9 protein-coding genes and 2 pseudogenes are annotated in these 16,047 nt (G+C 66.6%); 8 read left to right on the top strand and 3 right to left on the bottom strand.

The annotated features are described in order from the left end of the window. Window positions 1-75: 75 nt before the first annotated feature. The 4 genes from GFH49_RS25675 (at window position 76) to GFH49_RS25690 (ending at window position 10,102) form a co-directional block, all read left to right on the top strand. Window positions 76-3,033 carry a DUF8741 domain-containing protein gene (locus GFH49_RS25675; protein ID WP_155058460.1) on the top strand — a complete coding sequence of 986 codons (2,958 nt, stop codon included), beginning with the start codon at window positions 76-78 and terminating at the stop codon, window positions 3,031-3,033. After that, complete coding sequence (locus GFH49_RS25680) at window positions 3,033-7,094, top strand: Eco57I restriction-modification methylase domain-containing protein (RefSeq protein ID WP_155058461.1); 4,062 nt, start codon at window positions 3,033-3,035, stop codon at window positions 7,092-7,094. The genes GFH49_RS25675 and GFH49_RS25680 overlap by 1 nt, the downstream gene beginning before the upstream one ends. 513 nt (window positions 7,095-7,607) lie before the next feature. Next, entirely contained in the window at window positions 7,608-9,263 is a 1,656-nt protein-coding gene (locus GFH49_RS25685; RefSeq protein ID WP_155058462.1) for a DNA methyltransferase, read from the top strand. Between the two features lie 53 nt (window positions 9,264-9,316). Beyond that, window positions 9,317-10,102, top strand: coding sequence for a DUF4145 domain-containing protein (locus tag GFH49_RS25690; RefSeq protein ID WP_155058463.1), 786 nt, complete (start codon window positions 9,317-9,319; stop codon window positions 10,100-10,102). 642 nt (window positions 10,103-10,744) lie between these two features. Here GFH49_RS25690 and GFH49_RS25695 read toward each other — a convergent pair. Both GFH49_RS25695 and GFH49_RS25700 read right to left on the bottom strand, forming a co-directional pair. Further along, a complete protein-coding gene (locus GFH49_RS25695; protein WP_155058464.1) occupies window positions 10,745-10,930 on the bottom strand; it encodes a DUF397 domain-containing protein in 186 nt (61 codons plus the stop codon). Beyond that, window positions 10,927-11,791: pseudogene (locus tag GFH49_RS25700) on the bottom strand (helix-turn-helix domain-containing protein). The gene GFH49_RS25695 and the pseudogene GFH49_RS25700 overlap by 4 nt, the downstream one beginning before the upstream one ends. Window positions 11,792-11,988: 197 nt before the next feature. On the opposite strand from GFH49_RS25700, the gene GFH49_RS25705 reads away from it, so the two are divergent. The 4 genes and pseudogenes from GFH49_RS25705 to GFH49_RS41610 form a co-directional block, all read left to right on the top strand. Next, window positions 11,989-12,360 (top strand): ATP-binding protein, encoded by a 372-nt coding sequence (locus GFH49_RS25705; protein WP_155058465.1) that lies wholly within the window; start codon window positions 11,989-11,991, stop codon window positions 12,358-12,360. Between the two features lie 336 nt (window positions 12,361-12,696). After that, window positions 12,697-13,848 carry an EcsC family protein gene (locus GFH49_RS25710; RefSeq protein ID WP_155058466.1) on the top strand — a complete coding sequence of 384 codons (1,152 nt, stop codon included), beginning with the start codon at window positions 12,697-12,699 and terminating at the stop codon, window positions 13,846-13,848. Window positions 13,849-14,011: 163 nt separating this feature from the next. Beyond that, complete coding sequence (locus GFH49_RS25715) at window positions 14,012-15,355, top strand: endonuclease domain-containing protein (RefSeq protein ID WP_155058467.1); 1,344 nt, start codon at window positions 14,012-14,014, stop codon at window positions 15,353-15,355. A 40-nt stretch (window positions 15,356-15,395) separates the two neighbouring features. Then, a pseudogene (locus tag GFH49_RS41610) lies at window positions 15,396-15,675 on the top strand (ATP-grasp peptide maturase system methyltransferase); the annotation flags it as partial. A gap of 75 nt (window positions 15,676-15,750) precedes the next feature. Here the strand turns inward: GFH49_RS41610 and GFH49_RS25725 are convergent. After that, window positions 15,751-15,978, bottom strand: a complete 228-nt coding sequence (locus GFH49_RS25725; protein WP_196218127.1) for a hypothetical protein — start codon at window positions 15,976-15,978, stop codon at window positions 15,751-15,753. Between the last annotated feature and the right edge of the window lie 69 nt (window positions 15,979-16,047).

Here is a 16,047-nt window from a genome sequence, read left to right on the forward strand (position 1 = left end):
GTCCACCGTCCACACAGCCGACCCGCACCGACACGCCCCCACCACCGGGGGCGGAGGGAAGAGGACCAGACCCCGATGACGCTCACCTACTCCGCCGGTTCCCTGGTGACGGCCCGCGGCCGGGAATGGGTCGTACTCCCCGAGAGCGCGCCCGACATGCTCGTCCTGCGCCCCCTCGGCGGCTCGGACGACGACATCGCCGCCGTCTTCCCCACCTTCGAGGAGGTGACGGGCGCCGAGTTCGCGCCGCCCTCGCCGACCGACCTCGGCGACGCCCGCGCCGCCGGACTGCTCCGCTCCGCGCTGCGCATCGGCTTCCGCTCCGGCGCGGGCCCCTTCCGCTCCCTCGCCGGCATCGCCGTCGAGCCCCGCGCCTACCAGCTCGTACCGCTGCTGATGGCGCTACGGCAGAAGACCGTCCGCATGCTGATCTCCGACGACGTCGGCATCGGCAAGACGGTCGAGGCGGGCCTGATCGCGAGCGAGCTGCTGGCACAGGGCGAGGCGACGGGGCTGGCGGTGCTGTGCTCGCCCGCGCTGGCCGAGCAGTGGCAGGAGGAACTGCGCACCAAGTTCGGCATCGACGCCGAACTCGTCCTCGCCTCCACCGTCTCCCGCCTGGAGCGCGGCCTGGAGCTGGGCCAGTCCCTCTTCGACAAGCACCCCAACGTCGTCGTCTCCACGGACTTCATCAAGTCCACCCGCCACCGTGACGACTTCGTCCGCCACTGCCCCGAGCTGGTCATCGTCGACGAAGCCCATACCTGCGTCGCCGCCGACGACAACACCTCCACGCAAAACCAGCTGCGCTACGAACTGCTGCGCCGCATCGCCGCCGCCGAGGACCGCCACCTGCTCCTGGTCACGGCCACCCCGCACAGCGGCAAGGAGTCCGCGTTCCGCAACCTGCTGGGCCTGGTCCGGCCCGAACTCGCCACCGTGGACATGGACTCCACGCGCGGCCGTGAACTCCTCGCCCGGCACTTCGTACAACGCAAGCGGGCCGACGTACGCCAGTACCTCACCAAGGAGGACGGTCTCGGCGACAACAGCCTCGCCGAGCGCACGGCGTTCCCCTCCGACCGCTACTTCAAGGACGAGACATACAAGCTGTCCCCGGCGTACCGCGCCCTGCTGGAGGACGCCATCGCCTACGCGAGCGAACGCGTCGAGGCCGCCGGCGAGCAGGGCAAGCGCGAGACCCGGATCGCCTGGTGGTCGGCGATCGCCCTGCTGCGCTCCCTCGTCTCCTCCCCGCGCGCCGCCGCCCAGACCCTGCGCACCCGCTCCGCCGCCGCGGCGGCCGCCAGCGCGGAGGAGGCCGACCGGCTCGGCGCCCCGCTCACCCGCGACTCCGCCGACAACGACACCCTGGAGGGCCTGGACGTGGCCCCCGGCGCGGAGACCGACGGCACGCCTGTGGAGGGCGCGGGCGCCCGGCTGGCCGAACTCGCCGAGCGGGCGGCGGCGTTGGAGGGACCGGCCGAGGACGTCAAGCTCAAGTCCCTGGTCAAGCACCTCAAGGCCCTGCTCGCCGACGGCTACCACCCGATCGTCTTCTGCCGCTACATCCCGACCGCCGAGTACGTCGCCGGGCACCTGGAGGGCAAGCTCGGCGCCCGGACCGTCATCAAGGCCGTCACCGGCACCCTCTCCCCGCAGCAACGCGTGGAACGCATCGAGGAACTGGCGGCCGAGGCGGGCCAGGACACGGCGGCCCGCAGGGTGCTGGTCGCCACCGACTGCCTCTCCGAGGGCGTCAACCTCCAGCACTGGTTCGACGCCGTCGTCCACTACGACCTCGCCTGGAACCCGACCCGCCACGACCAGCGCGAAGGCCGCGTCGACCGCTACGGCCAGAAGCGCGACGAGGTCCGCGTCATCACCCTCTACGGCGCCGACAACGGCATCGACGGCAAGGTCCTCGAAGTCCTCATCAAGAAGCACCGCCAGATCCGCAAGGACCTCGGCATCTCCGTCTCCGTCCCCGACGAGTCGTCCACGGCGGTCACGGACGCCATCGTCGAGTGGCTGCTGCTGCGCGGCCAACAGGGCGAGCAGGAAGGCCTGTTCGGCCTGGAGGCCCTCGAAGCGCTGGACGCCAAGGCGGCGAAGCTGGAGACGGACTGGAAGTCGGCGGCCGAGCAGGAGACGACCTCCCGCTCCAAGTTCGCCCAGCGGGCCATCCACCCGGAGGAGGTCGCCCGCGAGGTCGCGGCCATCCGCGACACCCTCGGCCGCGCGGACGAGGTCCAGGACTTCGTCCGCCACTCGCTGGCCGCGCTGGAAGCCCACGTGGTGGAGGCGGGCGACGGCTCGGGCTCCGGTTCCGGCGATTTCACGGCCGAGGTCAGCGGTACCCCGGCGGGCCTGCGCGACGCGCTGGCCCCGGTGGTGGGCGCCGGCCTGGTCGAGAACGGCAAACCGATCCCGTTCCGTACGACGTCGGCGGTGGCCCGGGGCGAGGCGGCCCTGGTCCGCACGGACCCCGTGGTGGGCGCCCTCGCCTCCCACGTCCTGAACGCGGCCCTGGACACCCAGGCCGACGGCCGCCGCCCGGCCCGCCGCTGCGGAGTGATCACCACGACGGCGGTGACCGCCCGTGCGACCCTGCTGCTGGTCCGCTACCGCTTCCACCTCACGCTGCCGTCCCGGCAGGGCGAGAAGCAGCTCGTCGCCGAGGACGCCCGCCTGTTGGCCTTCCAGGGCGCCCCGAGGAACGCGGCGTGGCTGTCACAAGACGCGGCACTGGCCCTGCTGGAGGCCGAGGCGTCCGAGAACACCGACCCGTACTTCGGCGAGCGCACGATGACCCGCATCCTGGACCAGCTCCCAGAGGTCACCGACCACTTGGAGCAGTACAGCGAGGAACTGGCGGGCGAGCTGTACGACTCGCACCGCCGGGTGCGGCGTGCCTCCGACGAGATCGTCCGGGGCCTGCGGGTCACCGCCCAGAAGCCGGCCGACGTGCTCGGCGCATACGTCTACCTGCCCGCGACCACCACCGCTGCCGCCCCGGGGGAGCACGCCTGATGTCCGCCACCACCCGCAACCAGGTCTTCACCGCCGTCCACACGGTCGGCGGCCTGCTCCCCGCCGACATGCTGCTGCGCATCTCGGAGGGCAAGGACATCAAGGGCTCCGCGCCGTCCGACTACCGCGTCGTGGGCGCCCGGTCGGTCCGTGACGAGGCCGAACGCCACTGGGACTACCTGAAGGCGGCCTGGCGCGAGCTGCGCGAGAAGCTGCCGGCCGACCCCGAGGCCGAGGTCCGCGCCGACCCGACCGGCCTCGCGATCACCCAGTGGCTCGAACCCCTCTTCGCCGAGCTGGGCTTCGGCCTGCTGACCCCGGTCGGCGCATCGGGCATCCCCGCCGACAGCGACCCCGACAAGCGGTTCCCGGTCAGCCACCGCTGGAACCACGCCCTGATCCACCTCACCGCATGGAACGCCCACCTGGACAAGCGACCGGGCGGCGCGGGCACGGTCCCGCCCCAGTCGATGGTCCAGGAGTGCCTGAACCGCACGGAGGCCCACCTCTGGGGCGTCCTGACCAACGGCCGCCAGCTGCGGCTGCTGCGCGACTCCAGCGCGCTGGCGACGGCGTCGTACGTCGAGTTCGACCTTGAGGCCATCTTCGACGGCGAGCTGTTCAGCGAGTTCGTCCTGCTGTACCGGCTGTTGCACGCCTCGCGGTTCGAGGTGGCGGAGGGGGCGGCTCCTTCGACATGCCCGCTGGAGGCGTGGCGCACGGAGGCCATCGCCTCAGGCACGCGTGCGCTGGACCAGCTCCGGAAGGGGGTGCAGGAGGCGATCACGGCGCTGGGGACGGGGTTCTTGCGGCATCCGGGGAACGGGGCCCTGCGCGAGGACGTCCACCCCAGGGAACTTCGGTCCGCCCTGCTCCGGCTGGTCTACCGGCTGCTGTTCGTCTTCGTCGCCGAGGACCGCGACGCGCTGCTGTCGCCGGACGCGGACGCGTTGGCGCGTGAGCGGTACGAGACGTACTTCTCGTCGGCCCGGCTGCGTGCCCACGCCCGGAAGCGTCGCGGCACGGCACACGGCGACCTGTACGAGGCGCTGCGCATCGTCCTCACGGCCCTCGGCGACGAGAACGGCCGCCCAGAACTCGGCCTGCCCGGCCTCGGGGGCCTGTTCAACGACACGGACGCGGACGCCCCGCTGCGCGGCCTGAAGCTATCCAACGAAGCCCTGCTGACCGCCGTACGCCACCTGTCCCAGGTCCGCGACGGAAGTGCGGGCCGCTGGCGGGCGGTCGACTACCGGCACCTCGACGCGGAGGAGCTGGGCTCCGTCTACGAGTCCCTGCTGGAACTGGAGCCGAAGTACAGCGCCGCTGACCGCACCTTCGAACTGGTCGAGGTGGCGGGCAACACCCGTAAGACGACAGGCAGTTACTATACGCCGTCGTCGCTCATCGAGTGCCTGCTGGATTCCGCGCTGGACCCGGTGATAGACGACGCGGTGAAGCGGGGCGAGGAAGCGGCGGCAAGCGCGGGGGCGCCCGACCCTGCGGACTCGATCGTGACCGAACTGCTGTCCCTGACGGTCTGCGACCCGGCGTGCGGCTCCGGCCACTTCCTCGTGGCGGCGGCCCGGCGGATCGCCAAGCAGGTGGCGGCGGTCCGGGAACGCAACCCGGAGCCGACGCTGGACGCCGTCCGCCACGCGTTGCACGAGGTTATCGCCCGCTGCATCTACGGAGTAGACCTCAACCCGATGGCCGTGGAACTGGCCAAGGTGTCCCTGTGGCTGGAGGCACTGGAGCCCGGCAAGCCGCTGAGCTTCCTGGACGCCCACGTGAAGCACGGCAACGGGCTCATCGGGGCGACCCCGAAGCTGCTCCGTGACGGCATTCCGGACGACGCCTTCATCGCCACCGAGGGCGACGACAAGAAGCACGCCAAGGCCCTGGAGAAGGCCAACCAGCAGGAACGGATCGGCCAGGGCAGCCTCTTCGACATCGGCGAGGAGACGGTCAACGTCACCAACACCGTGTTCGGCCGGGGGCTTCGGGCCATCACCCTGGCTCAGGCCGAGGAACTGACCGACGTACGTAGCCAGGAGGAGGCGTACGAAGAGTGGGTCGCCTCGTCCGAGTACCAGCGCGCACTGCGGGTCGCCGACGCGTGGTGCGCGGCGTTCGTGTGGCTGAAGACGCCGGAGGCTCCGCGTGCGGTGACGCACGGGGTGTTCAAGGCGCTGGAGGACTCCAGCGGCGAGGGGGTCGCGTCGGAGACCAAGGGCGAGATCAGGCGGTTGCGCAAGCAGTACACCTTCTTCCACTGGCATCTGGAGTTCCCCGAGGTCTTCTCGGTACCGGAGGACGGCCGAGGTGTTTCAGAGGCGACCGGGTGGGCCGGAGGCTTCGACTGCGTAGTTGGCAATCCGCCGTGGGACAGTGTGGAATTCCGGGAACAGGAATTTTTCGCGACGAAGCAGGCGCCGGAGATCGCCGAAGCGTCCCGGTCTGCCGTCCGCAAGAAGATGATCGATGCGTTGAGGGAATCCCCAGACACACTACCGCTGTACGAAGACTTCCAGGCGGGCAAGCGGAAGGTGTATGCCGAGAGTCACTTCCTTCGCCGTTCAGGTCGAGTTCCGCTGACAGGCCAGGGGAATCTCAACACGTACGCCGTCTTCACAGAGACGGATCGCATCCTAATCGGGCCGAAGGGGCGAGCAGGAGTTATCGCGCCAACAGGGATCGCCACGGATGCACGGACGCAGTACTTTTTCAAGGACCTGGTGCAGAGTCGCGCGATCTCGGCGCTGTACGACTTCGAGAATCGCGCCGGTCTCTTCCCGGCCGTGGACTCCCGGATGAAGTTCAGCATCTTGTCGGTCACTGGCCGATCCCTTACCGAACCGGCGGCACGGTTCGCGTTCTTCCTGCATGACCCGACCGAACTGGACGACGCGGAAAAGGTGTTCACGCTGACGCCGGAGGAGATCACGCTTCTAAACCCAAACACCGGGAATTGTCCAGTATTTCGGTCCCGTCGCGATGCCGAAATTACTCTCGGCATCTATCGCAGATTTCCAGTCCTCGTCAAGACTGCGAAGCCCACTGATAACCCGTGGGAAATTTCCTTTAAGCCGGGGCTGTTCGACATGTCCCACGACTCGGACATCTTCCGTAACCGCGAAGAGCTTACGAGGGACGGATGGACACTGATCGGGAACTCTTTTGTTCGCGACACAGCCAAGATGTTGCCGCTCTACGAAGCCAAGATGATCGACTTCTTCACTCATCGAGCGGCAGACGTCGTGAAAAGCGAAACGGCTGTGCAGCGCCAGAATCAGCCCCGCTACCTGACAACCCGAGAATTGCAGGATCCCGAACGACTAGCGATTCCGTCCCACTGGGTTTCATCATCAGTCGTTGAAGATAAACTGAATGCAGCACAATGGAATTGTGAGTGGCTGTTCGGCTGGTGCTATGTAACAAGCGCTACCAATGAGCGCACGGCGGTTCCTTCCTTCATCCCACGCAACGCTGTTGGGAACAAGTTCCCGCTGATGTTCTCTTCCGCAGGACCCGAACTTGTCGCCGCCCTGTGTGCAAATCAAGCCTCCTTTGTCTTTGACTACGTGAGCCGCCAGAAGATCGGTGGTACGAGCATGAGCAAGTTCATCTGGGAGCAGTTGCCTGTCGCCACCCCGGATTCGCTAGCCCGGCACACCTCCTTCATCACTCCTCGTGTGCTCGAACTGACCTACACGGCAAATGACATGGCGCCGTTCGCGCGTGACTTGAATGACACGGGCACCCCTTACCGCTGGGACGCACCTCGCCGCCAGGTGATCCGAGCCGAGCTGGACGCGCTCTTCTTCCACCTCTACGGCATCCCCCGCGATGATGTCGGCTACATCCTCGACACGTTCTCCATCGTCCGCCGCAAGGACGAGGCCGAATACGGTAACTACTGCACTAGGGAGCTGATCCTCAACGAGTATGACCGCATGGCTGAAGTCGGAGTGAGTCTCATCAACCCCCTCGTGGACAGCGAGAACTACATCTCTACGCTTACCCCGCCCCCGGGCCACGGCCCTCGCCACTCCAGCTGATCACGTCAACGGGACGCAACGCGTCCCGCCTGGCGCCGCCAGCCCTTGCCGTCCCCGCAGGCCAGATCGCCTTCGTGGCTGCGATCTGGCGTACGGCGATCTCCTGGCGGCCGCGGTGCCCGCCGGTCAGTTGGCGTCGCCACGAGCGATGCCACTGCTTCATCTCCAGCCCGGCTCGAAGCCCTTGAAGTTCAGCCTCGCCCTCCGGCCGGCCGCAAGCCTGCGCCCTCGCGGTCAGGTCGGCCGGTGCCGGGCCGAGACCGGCCCTCCTCTCCTGACTGGAACAGCGTGCCACGACTCTCTTCGCCCGCACCGGTGCCCAACCGTGCACACCAACCAGCTCCACATGCGAGGGTTCCGCTCATTGCACCCCGTGCGACTTGCTCAACAACCTGACTTTGATCTTGCGAGGAGTCTCGCCGAAGCCCTCCTGCTGAAACGGCAGCCACGCGATGCATCAGAGTCTTGTCCACAGGTCGTGCAGGTGGGCTACTTGTCTGGCAAGATCTCGCTATGACCAGGACCAGCCCCTCTCCAGCAGCAGCGCAGCCGAATCAGCTGTTCTACGGTGACAATCTTGAGGTCATGCGGCAAAGTATCCCATCGGATTCGGTTGATCTCGTTTATCTCGACCCTCCGTTTAATTCGAATCGCTCATACAATGTGCTCTTTAAAGAGAAGAGCGGCGATGAGTCACCTGCTCAAATTGAGGCATTCGGAGACACCTGGGTCTGGAGTTACGAAACGGAAGCCCTATTCAACGAAATCCTCGAAAGTGGCACATCTATCGCTACTAAGGATGCGCTAGAAGCGGTTCGGAAACTGGTCGGTGAAAATGACGTGCTGGCCTACCTGACTATGATGACGGCGCGATTGATTGAACTTCATCGCGTCTTGAAGCCCACGGGCTCCCTATTTTTGCATTGCGACCCTACAGCAAGCCACTACTTGAAGATTTTGCTGGATGCGGTCTTCGGTCCGACGAACTTCCGCAATGAGATTATCTGGCAGCGGACGCAGGCAAAGGCTTTGATGACCCGAAGGCTACCGTCCAACCATGACGTAATCCTGGCTTACGGAAAGAGTGAGGATGCCCTTTGGAACGAAGAGTCTCTCTTCCTTCCGTACGAGGAGCATGAACTCGACGAGAAAACGCTCAGCAAGTATTCTCAAACTGATGAGAATGGGCGTCGATATCAGCTTACTAGCCTCATCAATCCGAATCCAGACAGGCCAAATCTGACGTACGAATTCTTGGGCGTGACTAGGGTTTGGCGCTGGACCAAAGATAGGATGGAGAAAGCCTACGCCGATGGACTCGTAGTGCAGACCGCACCGGGGCGCGTCCCCCGCATGAAAAGGTACTTGGATGAGCAGAGGGGCAAGCCGCTGGGTGATGTCTGGGCAGACATTTCTCCACTCAACGCTCGTGCTGCCGAGCGCCTTGGGTATCCGACGCAAAAACCGGTGCCGCTCCTAAGTCGCATCATCGAGTGCGCGTCTAAACCCGGAGACATTGTTCTTGACCCCTTCGCTGGGTGCGGAACGACGGTGGACGCAGCGCAAAAACTGAGTCGGCGGTGGATTGGAATCGACATCACTACGCTAGCTGTCGATCTAATCGATGCTCGTCTCAGGCATACGTATGGGGAATCCATAAAGGAAGACTATGTCATCCTCGGGATCCCCCAGGATGTCAGCGCTGCGCAACGGCTGTTCCAACAGTCACCTTTTGAATTTGAGCGGTGGTGCGTCATGCTCGTTGACGGCCAACCCAATGAAAAACAGGTTGGAGACAAGGGAATAGACGGTGTGATTCGAATCCCTATCGACGCCCGAGGGACATCACACAGGATCATAGTGTCCGTCAAGGGAGGAGGCACCGGCCCCATTCACATCCGAGAATTGATGGGGGCCGTTGAGTCCAGCAAGGCTGCTATGGGGGTGTTCATCTGCCTCAAGGAGCCCACACGCGCGATGCATGAGGCGGCCAATCACTCCGGCATATACCGCTATCCAGTCAACGGTAAGGAATATCCGAAGGTTCAAATCGTGACGGTTCAGCAGCTTCTGCAGGGACAGAAGCCGAATATTCCCACCACATTGCTGCCGTACTTCCAAGCTCGCCGACGCTACGGCACCGAGGCTAAGCAGCTAAGCCTCGGTTAGTCCAGATTTGTGCCGTGCCGTGAGGAAGTTATCGACAGAAAGAGGATAACGCGGTGGGGGAGAGGTTCGAACGGGGCAAGTTCGAAAAACTTGCAGGACCATTTAGCGAATGGCCCGCCTTGCTGTGCCCGCTGTGCTCGCAAATCACCTTGGAGCCCGAGATAAATGAGTTCGAGAGTGCTACGAGCGCGGCTGCAAGAAATACCGATGACTGGGACCCTACAGATGCTAGCGGATTTTTCTACGGTGAGTTGAAGTGTCCCCGGACCCCGTGTGGTAACAGATACGTTGTGGCGGGCTCTTGGACGTATGACTGGGGCCCCGCTAACGTTTCGGGATCTGAAGAGGACCCGTACCTCGTCGCATACAAGGTCAAACACATACTGCCTGAACTCCCTCTGATTGAACTTCCCGATGGCGCTCCTGCAGGTCTGCAGCCCATGATCTCTGCGGCCTCCGCTTCGCTACTTTCCGATCCCAGCGCATCAGCAAATAGGATTAGATCAGCCATCGACTGCATTCTGGACCATAAAGGGGTACGCAAGTTTCCGCAGGGAAATCGCAAGAAGAGGTTGACGACACACGCCCGGATCGAACTATTTCGAGATAAGAACCCTTCAGCTGCCGATCAGTTGATGGCCATGAAGTGGATTGGCAATGTAGGTAGTCATGAGAGTGAGGTCATGCCGTTGGCTTGGGTTCTGGACGGAATCGAGCATTTCGCAAAAGCTGTTGAAATTGTCTACGATACGAAAGAGAAGGAACTGATGCGTCGTGCTGCGATAATCAACAAGAAGGGCGGGAAGCTTCGCGCAACGACCTCCAACCTTGTCCGATGATGGTTGGGGGCGAGACATGCCGGGCCGCTTTCTCTCGGATTTGGTGGTTGATCCCGTTATGTCGGTAATAGTGGCTTCGCTAGCGAGGCGACAGTCCATGAGGGCGGCCGTGGCTAGGCGGATCGCCGACCCCGGCCTTCAAGGGCGAATGCTCTCAACTCCCGCCGCGTGTTCACGATGCATAGCCCTCAAGCACCGCTGAATCGAAGTAAGAAGCATGAGAATGAACCGCCGTCGGGCCGCAATCGGCATCGCCGCCACGGCCGCCGTCGTCGTACTGTCCAGCGCGGCAGAGGCAGTGGCCGGCGCCTACTCCATCGCGACCGGTCTGTTGGCGCACAGGGCCCGGCCACTGGGCCCCAGGGCGAGTAGGGGCTGCAAGGCGAGCGCGGCGCCAAGGGCGACCAGGGAGAGCCCGGCGCCTCCGCCGAGCCAGCCACCCTGGACGTACCGGACGCGAGCACCCTGGGTTCAGATCTCTCCGGCGGCCTGCTCCTCAGCTCCGGCACATGCCCGGTCGGAACCTCGAACTGGGACACCATCTACGTGGGCCGCACTTCCATCCTCGGATCGCCGAGCGAGGTCGACATGCGCGCGATGACGCTCTGCAAGATCTTCTGAGCGCACCACCGCGCGCACCGGTCAGGCCTCCGCCACGAACCCCACGAACCGCGTCCACTCCTCACGCCCGACCGCGAAGTGAGGCCGTGCCACATCCTTGGAGTCCCGTACGCAGACGGCCTGTTCGGCGATGGCGACCTCAACGCAGTCGTCGCCCTGGGTGCCGCTATAGCTGGACTTGAACCAGGCGAGTTCCGATGTGCTCATAGCTCTCCTCGCAGTCGCTCCAGCAGACCCCGTGAGTCTTTGGGTTTCAGGGCCTGCGAGCGCAGTGTGTCATAGCGCTGGTAGAGGAGGCTCGCCTCTTTCGGGTCGGAGATCACGCGCCCGTTCTGCTGCCCTTCGGAGTACCCGAGCCGCTGCCGTTTCGGAGTCTCCAGAAGCCGCACCGGGCCATCCAGACATGCATGGAACTCCGTGTCCACCGGCATGATCTGCAACGTCCCATTCCGAGGCGCGGTCAGTTCCCAGAACGTGGTCGTACAAGCCCCGCATCACCTCCACCCCGCCGAGCCGACGCCGAAGCACATGCTCCTCGACGATGAAGCTGAAGGGGACGTTGTGCCGCGCGCGCAGCAGCTTCTGCCGATCGAGCCGCGCGACGAGCTGGTCCTCCAAGTCCTGGTCCGACAGCAGGGGAATGCTGTTGTCGAACACCGCCCGCGCATACCCCTCCGACTGCAACAACCCCGGCACCAGCCTGCACTCATACGTACACAGACTCACCGCCACCCGCTCCAGCCGGGCCCACTCCCGGAACCAGGCCGCGAGTCCCACATCCCCCCGCCCCCGCGTCACGTACTTCGACGACTTCCGCAACGCCCCGGTGTTCCCGAGGAGTTCCTCCGGCCGCACCACGTACGACTCGTCGGGCATCCTCCGACCCAGCTCCACCGACTCCACGGTGTGCTCGGAGAAGCGCACCAGGCCCGCGAACTCGGCCCTGCTGTACCCCGCGTGCTCGCGCAGCGCCTGCTGGACGGCACCCCAGGTCCGCAGGCTGTCCGAAGGGGCGGGCTCGCGATCCGGCTCGCCGTCGGCCGGCTCCCCATCGCCGCCGTCGGTCATGATGTCGATGCCGCCCGTCATACGCGGTCACCTCCCGTTCCGTACACGCGACACGCACTGTCCGTCGCCCCCACGCCCGACGGCACCCAGCGTGGCGGAAGACGCCGCGTACCGGCCACAGAATGTGTCCGTACGCTGACGCACCGTACGGGCGTCACTCCTGGAACGCGCCCCCACGCGCCCGCCACGGTGGCCTCATGAGCGCAACCTTTCCCCAACCACCGGGCACCGTGGCCACGTTCGCCCAGCTCCTGTCCTCCACCCGTCGAGGAGCCCGCCTCGCCCGCCTCCTGGCCACCACCCAGCTCTGCGCCTGGAGCCTGTCACCCGACGTGACCGAGCGAGCCGAGCAGATCGTCGCCGAACTCGCCGTCAACGCGGCCCTGCACGGTCGCGTCCAGGGCCGCGACTTCCGGCTCGCCCTCACCTTCGACACCACGACCGGCGTTCTCCGTATCGCGGTCACCGACGCCAAGGGCGGGCAACTCCCCGTCGTACCGGCCGACTCGACGACGGACGGCGAGGCGAGCCGCGGTCTGCTCATGGTCGGCGCCCTGGCCGACCGCTAGGGCGCCGAACCGCGTCCGCCAGGCGGCAAGACCGTCTGGGCGGAGGTGAGTCACCAGACCAGCTGACGGGCACTCCCCGCCCAACTGACCGCCGCGAGTCACCCGTTCACTCCTCATGGTCACCGTCGACGCGCTACGGTCCCGGCAGGCGAACGAACGTGAGGGGGCGCGATGGCACGCCCCACGGACGCGGCATACGGCGACGACAGGGGCGCAGTGGCAGAGGACACGACGGCCGGGGCGGACAACCGAGGCCTCTGACCTCCACCTCGTCCCTCACCCGGCCCCCGTCCCCCCGCCGGACAGCTCGCCCCAGAGACAGGAGCGCCACGGACCATGAGCGACCCGCAGTACCCACAGCAGCCGGATCGGCTTCCCTCGGACTACGAGCTTGAGAAATGGCGTGCCATCCAGCAGTTCAAGGGCCGCCCACTGTCACGAGCGATGAGTAACGCCGGTGAGCATGTGGCCAACGGCGTCACGGGGCTCGGCAAGCGTGCCGCGAAGCAACTGGAGAAGCACCCGCGGGCCCAATCGGCGGTTTCACGTGGGCAGGAATTCGTCGCCAAAGGCGCTCAGAAGGTCGGCGCCGGGGCGCGCGGGGCCGCCGACGCCCTGCCGGACTGGAGCGGCACTGCTGTGCAGTCCATACGCCGGACGGTGGGACGAGTCTCGCGAGCGGGACTCTCCTCCAAGCGGGTGGTAGCGCTCCACCAGAAGCGCGGGCACGACGTCGCGTCGCTCTCTGACCTGCGCCGCCTCGATCTCCAGCAGATTGACGCTGTCCGTGGACGGGGAGCGAGCTGGTACTACCCGGCCGCGGCTGCGCTCTCGGGAGCGAGTGCGGGACTTGTGATCTCGGGAGGAGAGCTCGTCATCGCCGCCTCGGCCGGCGCCGCGGCAGCGCCTTCGGGAGGTGCGATCGCGGGCGCTTTCGCCGCCGATACCGCTGCCGTCCTCGGACTCGCGTCCCGCGCCGTCGGCCAGGTCTCGCTGTTCCATGGCTACGACCCCGAAGAGCCTGCCGAAAAGCTCTTCGTGATGTCTGTCGTCAACATCGGGACAGCGAGTTCGGCCACGGCCAAAAACGCCGCGATGGCCGACATCTCTCGGCTGACCCAGGCACTCTTCCGCGGCAAGACGTGGGAGGTCCTGAACGACTCGGTGGTCACCAAGGTCTCCCAACAGTTCGCGAAGACGTTCGGTACCCGCCTCACCAAGAAGGGGCTCGGCAAGGCCGTACCCGCATTCGGGATAGTCGTAGGAAGCACCCTCAACTGGGCCACTCTGGAGGGGATCGTCGACGCTGCCGAGATGGCGTACCGGCGGCGGTTCCTCCTGGAGAAGTACCCGCATCTCGCCGACGACGAGGCAGCCGGTTCCTTCCCCGACAGCAGCCCGGACGGCTCGGATGTCCCGGACGCCGACGACGAGGAGATCAGCCTGCTCGATGAGATAGCCGCGGCGGGCGGACCCGACCTCCGCTGACCTGGCGCGGTCGCCGGACGCGTGCCCAAGGCCGACAGAGACGGGCCCGCCCCGCGCCGAGCGGGTTGTCTCCTGAACTCCGACGTCTGAGTTGCGGGCGGCGGCCCGGCTGCCCCAGGCGCTTGGAGATCCGTTGGCGCGTTGGCGCCGTTAGCCTGTCGGTATGTCGGAGCGTGTCATGCCCGGTCGCACGGACGGCCTGATCACCCTGGGCGCCGCGGACGCCCTGTGGGTCGATCTGACGGCCGGCAGTGCTGTGCCGACGGCTTTCGGGGCGTTCACCCGCTCTCCTGCTCGTGCCCGGGTGGGGTACGTCCTGCTCGGCGGCCGTGTGGTGGCGACGGTGAGGGCGAGCGGCGGTCAGTGGAGTGTTCCGGAGATCGAGGTGCGCCGGGCGGCCTCAGAACTGAACGCGGTGGGGATGGACCGGCAGGACCTGGTCTGCATCGGTCCGTTTCGCGGGGCGCCGAGGCGGGAGTGCGACGAGGAAACGCCGCTGCATTGGCGCCGACGCATCGCGGGGGAACTGCGGGAACTGGGCGGCCCCGAGCGGGCAGCACGACGTGAGGTCGGCCGGCCGTACCATCTGGCGGGGATCGACTGGCGACAGATGCTCGTGGAGCAGACCCGCGAGGGGACGCAGCGGACGTGGTGGCTGCCGCGCGCTGTGGTCAGGCTGCTGGATGCGGCCGAGCACGCCGAGACGCAGTGGGTGCGAGCCGCGCGGACCCGCCAGGCAGGCGCAACCGTCACCGAGCCGCCCTCCCACCCCCGGCAGGCCCGGGACGCCGACGGTCGGCAGACGACGAGCCCCGAGGGCCCCACCGCCTCACCGCGCCCGTACAACGCAGAGCTGGAAGGTCAGCTGTACTCGGTGCTCAGCAGGAAGCCCGGTACCTCCCGCAGGGTGGCCGAGTGGGCGTGCGCCGTCTGCCGTACCGTGCCCGCCGCCGTTCTCGACCACTGCCACGAACACGACTACGTCCGCGCCCCCGTATGCCAGTCCTGCAACACACTGGAACGCCCCGACCACCTGTACACCAACGACATCCGCGTGGCGAACCGCTACACACGCCTCTTCCGCACGGACACCGACGACTGGCTCCGCCACTGGCACCGCTGCCCCGGCTGCCGCGCACGCACCACCCTGCCCCTGCCGCACCTCGCCGCATGGACCGCCCACATAGCCTGCCGGTCGCTGCGCCCGACCCACCGCGCCCCCCGCGGGCGCACTCCCTGCGGCATCCTGCGCGTGTCCTGGACGGGCAGTCAGAACGCGCCCCGTTCCTGCCTGCTCACGGTTGCCGTCGACTGCTGCCCCTCCGGCGAGCACCGTGTCCTGGCACAAGTCCCCTACCGCGAAGCCGTCGACCGGTTCCGCGTCTGGTTGGCCGAGACGGCCCCTGCCGTGGCCGCCGCAGCTGGCCCTGACCGCCTGGACGGCCTCCCTGCCCAGTCCCGGCCGGTCATCGCGGACACCAGCGGCGAGGGTCTGGCACTGTTCTGAGCGGGCACCGGGAGACCTGATACCCCAACGTCACCTCGCAGCCGCCCTCCAAGAGGGGCATACGGTGCGGGGATCGGTACCGGCACCGGCTACACGACCGCGCTCGCGTGCGTACGCCTGGGCTCCGCGACGTCAGTCGATCGAGGTCGCCCCACCACCGCATGGCCCAGGCCGCCGACGCGCTGTACGGCCTGGGCTACACCCCGACCCTGGCAGTGGCGGACGGCCAGTACGGGTACTGGCCCGAGGCGAAGTTCGACCGGCCCGTGGCCGCCTGCTCGTTCCGCGCGGTGCCGCCCGCGCTGCTCACGCAGGCCCGGTCGGCGCCCTCTCGTTGACCGGATCACCGGTTCGACCCCGCCGAACCTCGGCAGCGCCGGCGCCCGCGGTGACGTCTACGCGAGCCGGTACACGGCCTGTTCCGGATCCGGCCTCACGATCACACCGTCCTGGGCGAGCTCGCGCAGGTTGCGGCGGGCCTCCTTGCCCGCGGCTTCGTCGTCCGCCGGCCGATACCCAGCAACTCGCAGGGCCAGTACAGCGCGTTCCGTGTCCCAAGTGCCTCCCAGCGCCTGGATCACCGCGGCGAGCGCCTGCTTGTGCGTCAGCGGCTTCTCGGTCATCTCACCCTCCCCTTCCGAAAACCGCCACAGCATGGCACACGCCAGCAGGTCTCCTTCCTGCCGGCCGGA

The sequence above is a fragment of the Streptomyces blattellae genome, assembly GCF_009709555.1.
GTDB lineage: Bacteria > Actinomycetota > Actinomycetes > Streptomycetales > Streptomycetaceae > Streptomyces > Streptomyces blattellae.